This is a genomic window from Streptosporangium sp. NPDC020145 (assembly GCF_040631275.1).
Classification (GTDB): Bacteria; Actinomycetota; Actinomycetes; order Streptosporangiales; family Streptosporangiaceae; genus Streptosporangium.
This window is the reverse complement of sequence record NZ_JBEXZT010000048.1, coordinates 21,962-28,469: the sequence shown is the minus strand read 5'-3', so window position 1 is coordinate 28,469 and position 6,508 is coordinate 21,962. Positions and strand designations below refer to the sequence as shown.

General features: G+C 67.2%; 9 protein-coding genes and 1 pseudogene. 3 read left to right on the top strand and 7 right to left on the bottom strand.

Annotation, left to right across the window (positions count from 1 at the left end):
- Positions 1-362: IS5 family transposase (locus ABZ463_RS40285; RefSeq protein ID WP_362785165.1), on the bottom strand; the 362-nt coding region annotated here is incomplete at its 3' end.
- A gap of 516 nt (positions 363-878) precedes the next feature.
- Between ABZ463_RS40285 and ABZ463_RS40280 the strand changes: the two genes are divergently transcribed.
- A complete protein-coding gene (locus ABZ463_RS40280; protein WP_362785162.1) occupies positions 879-1,226 on the top strand; it encodes a hypothetical protein in 348 nt (115 codons plus the stop codon).
- 518 nt (positions 1,227-1,744) lie between these two features.
- The gene (locus tag ABZ463_RS40275) at positions 1,745-2,092 is read left to right on the top strand and encodes a peptidase inhibitor family I36 protein (RefSeq protein ID WP_362785170.1); all 348 of its coding nucleotides are present in this window, start codon (positions 1,745-1,747) and stop codon (positions 2,090-2,092) included.
- Between the two features lie 240 nt (positions 2,093-2,332).
- Here the strand turns inward: ABZ463_RS40275 and ABZ463_RS40270 are convergent.
- Positions 2,333-2,559 (bottom strand): annotated as a pseudogene (locus ABZ463_RS40270) (IS5/IS1182 family transposase); the annotation flags it as partial.
- 382 nt (positions 2,560-2,941) lie between these two features.
- The gene (locus ABZ463_RS40265) at positions 2,942-3,127 is read right to left on the bottom strand and encodes a hypothetical protein (RefSeq protein ID WP_362785160.1); all 186 of its coding nucleotides are present in this window, start codon (positions 3,125-3,127) and stop codon (positions 2,942-2,944) included.
- Positions 3,128-3,150: 23 nt separating this feature from the next.
- On the opposite strand from ABZ463_RS40265, the gene ABZ463_RS40260 reads away from it, so the two are divergent.
- A complete protein-coding gene (locus ABZ463_RS40260) occupies positions 3,151-3,345 on the top strand; it encodes a hypothetical protein (RefSeq protein WP_362785157.1) in 195 nt (64 codons plus the stop codon).
- Between the two features lie 63 nt (positions 3,346-3,408).
- On the opposite strand, the gene ABZ463_RS40255 is transcribed toward ABZ463_RS40260, so the two are convergent.
- The 4 genes from ABZ463_RS40255 to ABZ463_RS40240 form a co-directional block, all read right to left on the bottom strand.
- Entirely contained in the window at positions 3,409-4,491 is a 1,083-nt protein-coding gene (locus ABZ463_RS40255) for a protein kinase family protein (RefSeq protein ID WP_362785155.1), read from the bottom strand.
- Positions 4,492-4,989: 498 nt separating this feature from the next.
- Positions 4,990-5,208: a hypothetical protein gene (locus ABZ463_RS40250; protein ID WP_362785153.1), complete on the bottom strand. Its 219-nt coding sequence runs from the start codon at positions 5,206-5,208 to the stop codon at positions 4,990-4,992.
- 296 nt (positions 5,209-5,504) lie between these two features.
- Positions 5,505-5,789 (bottom strand): hypothetical protein, encoded by a 285-nt coding sequence (locus tag ABZ463_RS40245; RefSeq protein WP_362785150.1) that lies wholly within the window; start codon positions 5,787-5,789, stop codon positions 5,505-5,507.
- A 10-nt stretch (positions 5,790-5,799) separates the two neighbouring features.
- Complete coding sequence (locus ABZ463_RS40240; protein ID WP_362785147.1) at positions 5,800-6,366, bottom strand: TetR/AcrR family transcriptional regulator; 567 nt, start codon at positions 6,364-6,366, stop codon at positions 5,800-5,802.
- Positions 6,367-6,508: the final 142 nt, after the last annotated feature.

Genomic DNA, 6,508 nt, shown 5'->3' with positions numbered 1-6,508 from the left:
CGTCTGGCCGTCGTCCCCCTTTTTCGGGCTCCGGCGGCGTGCTGATGCGCGCGGGCGATGGTGGAATCGATGCTCACGATCAGCTCGACGGTGCCGATCGAGTCGTCCTTGACCTGCAGATCCTCCAGGATTCTGGCCCAGGTGCCGTCTTCGTCCCAGCGTTTGAACCGCTCGTAACAGGTCTGCCAGGGGCCGTAGCGCTCAGGAATGTCCCGCCAGGGCGCTCCGGTACGCAGTCGCCACAGGATCCCGTTGATGACCTCGCGGTGATCGCGCCAGGGGCGTCCCCTGCCGTCCGTCGCGGGCAGCAGGGGCTCGATCCGTTGCCAGGCCTTGTCGGTCAGTTCACCTCGTCGCACCACGAACGATCATCTAACCGCACCTGCCGTGATCATTTATCAGACATTGCCTAGGGCCTGTTTTGTGGATCTTCGCCGTGGCGAGGATCGTCCAGGTGGATGCCCCGCAAGGCGGAGGAGGAGCTCATAACGGAGTTATGGGCGACAGATTCTCCCCGGGCCCCCGCGGCAAACGCGGAGCCTGCGGAGCGTTTTCGTGGGGTGGGGCGACAACGCGGCGGGGGGCCGCCTGGACGACCGCAGTAGGCGTAAAGATCCACAAAACAGGCCCTAGGCCCTCCGCTCCCGAAGCCGGCTGTATGAGTGATCACGATTGCGGAGCTTCTGCTTGATCGTGTTCGTGTCGCAGAGGGTCAGGTGGAGGGCGGTTTCGGGTGTGTCGGGAAGCGTCCATGACGGCCGGCCCCGACGGACCGCTCCCCCGCTGCTCTTATCTGTTGGGTCCCACCCCGGCTTCCCGGCTGCCGTAGTGACGCTATCCGCCGAGATCGGAGTGGATCTCAGCGGATAACGGGAGCCGTGCACCGGGTTTCGGAAGGGCGATCCCGCGCGGAGATCGACAGCCTGACGCCGCAGGACGTCGTGGCCGACCCCGAGGGGCTGACACCGCCGTTCTGGCAGCACGTCCGGCTCTACGGCGAAGTACGGCCGGACGTGGTCAAGCGTCTGCCGCCCGGCGGCGCCGTGCGGGCTCCGCGACAGGGCGGCCCGTGGTGGGCCATCGGGATGAAGAACACGAACGGGGTGTCCTCAAGCTCACCCGGGGCGGCGATGGTCATGACGAGCGGTGCCGACATGACGGTCGGCCCGTCCTCGGTGTTGCGTAGCGGTCCTCCGCCGGGGCGCGTGCGATCAGACGCAAGGTAGCCATGAGCGCCCCGGGGTTTCCGGACGACATGAAAGCCGTTGGCGAGCAGTACGACCTGCGGCGACGTCCCCGCCGTCGTCATCGCGACGGCGAGCACCGGACTCGTCCCCGAACGCCAGGACCGAAACTCACGGTCGAGCGCCGCTGTGGCCTGCGGCAACGCTCTGCTCTGGAATTTGTCCATTCATCTCATGGGACGCCCCGGACGGCCCGTCTGACCTGACGCCGTAAGACTCCGGCCAGCCGGGAAGCGCGCGGCGCCGACGTCTCCCGCCTGCCGCGCGGCGGTGCAGAAATAGTCAATAAAAGGTACAGAAGCCATCAATGACATCCTGAGTACGGGTTGAAAAAGTGGCTTATAGCTCACCCGGCAAAGGAGGGAAACGCGTAAGGAGAAATGGATTCACGGAGAGTCATCGGCTCGTCCGGCAGTCGGCGTGAGCGGGAAGCCAACAGTGAAACCGAGACCGACGAGGGAGTGAGGCGAGTGGGAAAGCGAAGGAGTCTGGTGGCCGCCATGCTGGCGGCGTGCGCGACGGCCACCTTGGTCACCGCGGCACCGGCTCAGGCGAAGACGATGGACTGGGACGCGTGTCCCGCGGGCTATGTATGCCTCTACGGCGACACTTACGGCAGGGGACGTTACAGCAACGCGCCGGGAACCGAGCGTGCCAACGTCGGCTCCCATATCAACGACCTGACGAGTTCCATCTGGAACCGCACCGATACGTATGTGTGTTTCTACGAGCATTCGGACTATGGGGGTAGGCGCCTGATAGGCGTCAACCCGAATTCCTGGGTGGACAACGTCGGGTCGTCCGCCAACGACAAGATCTCCTCATACACCCAGGACTGCCACCTCTGACGATGGGCGGGTAGACGTCGCGTTGAGCCCGGCCGACCCCGGTAGGGGCGGAGAGCTTCCGGCGCTGCCCGGTCTCGGCCGGCTGGAGGGCGTGGCTGGTCAGCGAGGTGGCTGAGCTGGGCGGGTAGTCGTCACGGTTTGGTAGAACCGACCGGTCAGAGTGTCATCCCAGGTCACGGAGGTACGCGGGGCGCGGTGGCCGCAGTCGCCGGTGGCGAGTTCGGCGAGTTGCGCCTCGACGTCGACGGTCAGGTGGTGCTTGCTGCCTGACCGTCCGCGGTCGACCGGGAAGGGCCCGTTCCGCGCCCCCCTTTTGGGGCGCTGACGTGAGAGGAATCCACCGAGGCCCGGGAGAGGTCGACGGCGTTGGCCGCTCGGAGCCCGGCCAGGAACACCTCGTGCAGGCGCTGCCGGACGCCTGCCCCGTGCCACTCGTTCAGCCGCCTTCAGCAGGTCATGCCCGGGCCGTTACGATCCTCGGAAAATCCGGATCCCGGTAACGGGCGCCCGTTGTTGAACGGCGCCGATCCTCCAATTTATGACGCAGGAAATCATAGAGTGTTTGATTAATCTTTATGGCAAGCAGGAAGGCCTATCCGATCGGCGGGCCGCCATGTCAGGGACGCATCACCGGATACGCATAATTCCGTGACCGGATCGCGGGCGGCCCTTCCGGAAATCCCGATTCCCAGCCGGGCGCAGGGTGACCAAATTCCCTCAGCAGAAGCCCCGGTCCGTAGAAAGCCACTGATTCACTGCGGTCATCTTCCGTACGGGCGATCCCACGGATCCACAGACAGCGCCGGTTCCCGCTGACCGTCGCTCGGCTCGGCGGTCTCCCGGCCGGGGTCACAGCGCGAGCAGGTGGTCGGCGTCCTGGGGAACCGCCTGGCGCAGGGCCGTCAGGAAGTCGCCGAGCACCGGGTTCGCGTTGCCCTCCCGGTGGATCGCCAGCACGGTTCGGTGGGCGGCGGTGTAGGTCCGCAGCGGCACGGCGGATATGCGCTCGTCGGGCACGTGGCCGAGGGCGGGCACGACCGCGACACCGCCCGTCCGCGATGAGGAGGGCGGGCTCTCCCCGATCGACCGCGGGGATCTTCGCCTCCAGCCTCACCGGCGAGGGCCGGTCCGACGCGTCCCAGCGCGCGTCCGTACGGGACGCCTCCTGGCTACGGGACGCCCTCGGCCGGGAACTGCACGACCCCTACGCCCTGTACGAGGCGGAGCGGGCGGCGGGAGGAGTGAACCGGTGAGTCGGTAGGCGGCGGCCATGGCAGCCGATGCCGTACCGCCGGACGATCGAGGTGAGGGTTGGATCAGCTCGGGGTCGCGGCGTCGGCGTCCAACCGCCGCCCGATCTCCGCGGCCGGGAACGGCGTCCGCTTGCTCTCGGTGAACAGACGACGGAAGAAGGAGTCCAGGACGACGGTAGGACGTGCGTGCCGGTCGATGATGGCCGTGATCTCGGGCGGGATGTCGTCAGGCCGCCGGCCTGCGATCCAGTCGCGCAGGAAGACCTCACGTTCCGTGTCACCGCGCACGCCGTCGAGCAGGTGGTACCGGAGCAGGTGACTCGCGGTGTAGCAGTGGTCGTACGCGAGATGGTCCGAGAGGAAGCCGGACTCGTCCGCCGAAAGGTCGAAGCGGGAGCTCAGAGCAAGTCCGAAGTCGGCGAAGTAGAGTCGGCGACCATCGGTCAGGATGTTGGCGAAGTGGGCGTCGAAGTGGACGAGCCCGCGAGAGCTCATGAAGGCGGCTCCGCTCGTCAGAGCTTCCTCGACCCAGCGGAAGGGCGAGCCGCCCCCGCCGTCCAGCACGGTGGTTTCGCGGTGGTCGGCCAACCATCCGGCGAGTGTGTACGGCACGTGCTCCAGGAAGAGCACCAGGCTGCACGAGGACCGGCCGATGGCCTCCAGCCGGTCGCGAACGGCGGGTGATCCCTCCCAGTGCGCGACGGCCCCCTCCAGACCCCCGAACTCGTCGGTGAATCCTTCGGGAGGAGAGTCAGGCAGAACCCGCCAGTGGTACATCAGGGGGAAGCCCGCGTACTCGTCGCCGAGAACCCAGTTCGTGGTCATGGTGTGCACGGCAAGCTCCCGCCAGGCACCGAACCCGGCCGAGCCCACCCCGTACTGGTAGAACATCGGCAGTTCGAAGACGTTCGCCGTGGACCGTACGTTCTCGGGGCGCAATTCGGTGTCCGTCAAAGGGATCCGCTTGACGAAGACGCGCGTTCCGCCGACGTCCAGCTCTGCCGACCTGCCGCCGATGCCCGACCCGATCGGGGTGGCGGCCGCCACGACCTCCCCGAGCCGACGGTCGCTCAGCAGGGACAGTTGAGTGCTCACGGTCCCGTAGCCGGCCAGACGCGCGGCGTGCGGCGAATCCTGGTCCAGCATCGACGGCTCCTCGGTGCCCGAACCAGGGCTTCGGCGATCCCACGTACGGCGTCGACCTTACGCCGAAAGGGCCGGCCGCTCTCATGGACGGCCCTTTCTCGGAGCAGGACCAGGAGCAGCGGGCGGAAGCGGTCCGGAGCACGGACGCGCCGTCACAAATCCTTCTCCCGCAGAAGGGAACCGGGCGTGTTCGTGACAGCAGGGATCGTCACGGATATCCAGGCCGGAGCGCCACTGCCAGGATTCCCCCGTGAGTACCGCGTCGCCCCTGACCCCCCGACGGCTACGAACCATCGTCGCGGTCGACTACTTCGTGCTGACGGGCGGCGACGAGGGCACCGATCCCGACGAGGACGAACCGCGTCAGCGCTTCGAGCGGTCTTGTGGTCATACGTGTGAGCCAGTCCAGATTCGGCACCGTCTCGGGTTCGGCAGACGGCCTGACCCGGTCCAGGAGTTCCGGGGTCAGTTCCGGCTCTATCGTCAGGGCGGCACAGCTCAGACGCCGTTCGCGTACCCGGCCTGCCCGGGCCTGCCGACTCCCAGGTATACGCGACCTTCCGGCAGCCGGATCAGCAGGTGGACCGGCCCCACCTCCGGGCGTGGGGCCCGGTTCCATCCGGAGGAGTTCGGGGGATGTCCGAACAGGCGGACGCCGACGTCGTCGACGAACGGTCCGTGAAGGTGGAACCGGCGGCTGTTCCATACGCCGCTCACGTCGAGCCCGTCCCGCGGATCCGCGATGACCACGGTTGCGGCGTCGCCGAGCAGGACGGAGACGCCGCCGGTCTGACAGTCGACGACGTTGTCGCCGGCCAGGCGTACAGCTGCCCCTCGGTGAGGAACCCATTCGGATTCAGGGGCACGCGACGGACCCTGCCCCTGTCGCGGATCGGCTCTCTGACGAGATCAGTGTGGGGACACCCCGCGCGCGCTCGGCGGACCAGCCGCGAATCAGGTCGGCGAGGCTGCGACGGTGGAGCGGCGGCCGTCCGGACCGAGGAACGGCGCCGTCACAGCAGGAAGCCCAGGCGCTCGTCCGCCATGCCTGGTGCGATCTCGATGATCTCCGCGCCGACGACGTTCCCGGCCACGAACGGGTCGTCGTTCACCCGCTTCTCCAGCTCCGCAAGCGAGGTGCCGTGCGCCAGGACCGCGCCGCCGAGACCGGGCTTGATACTGCCGACCAGCAGGAACACGCCGTCGTCCAAGCCACGCCTGATCCACTCCTGGTGGCCGCTCATGTGCGTGCCTGCGGCATCCTTGTTCTCGGCGAAGCGAAGCAGGACCACGAACATCAGATAGCTCTCATTTCCTGTAGGTGCTCAGCCAGTCGCGCATCCGGTCGACTTCGCGCCGGACGAATTCCTCGTCGCGGAAGGTGTGGGACAACACGGCGACGCCTTGGCTGAAGGCGAGCACGTGCATGGCCAGGTCGTCGGCCTGCTCGCCGTGCCCCAGGAGCGTGAACTGCTCGCGCAGCCAGTCGCGGAACAGTGTGAACAGTCCGCGGGCCTGACCGTGCAGGGTGTGTCCAAGCTTGGCGAGTTCGGTGTTCAAGGTGCCCACCGGGCAGCCGTACTGCTGAATGTCGGTGCCGTTGGTCAGCACGATCTCGACGAACTGCAGGATGCGGCCGTCGGGGGTGGGCTGCTGGCTCTCCCACTGTTCCAGCATGTGCCGGGTACCGGCGAGCCGGGCCTCGATCACGGCGTCCAAGATCGCGTCCTTGGACTTGAAGTGGTAGTAGAAGTTGCCGCGCGACAGGCCGACCGCTGCGGCGATGTCGGCGAACGAGGTGTGCTCGTAGCCGCGGTGGTAGAACAGCCGGTCCGCGGCATCAACGATCTGTTCACGGGTCGCCGCGCCACTCATCGGTTCTCCTTCGGCCACGTCTCTGCTAGGACGTTTGACCTAGCGAACCCTAGGTCACTTGTCCTAGGGCCGTCAAGCCGGCCTCCGGCATCGCCGTCACCCCCCGAGCCGCCAGTGCGCCGGGGCTTGACATCTCTAGGAC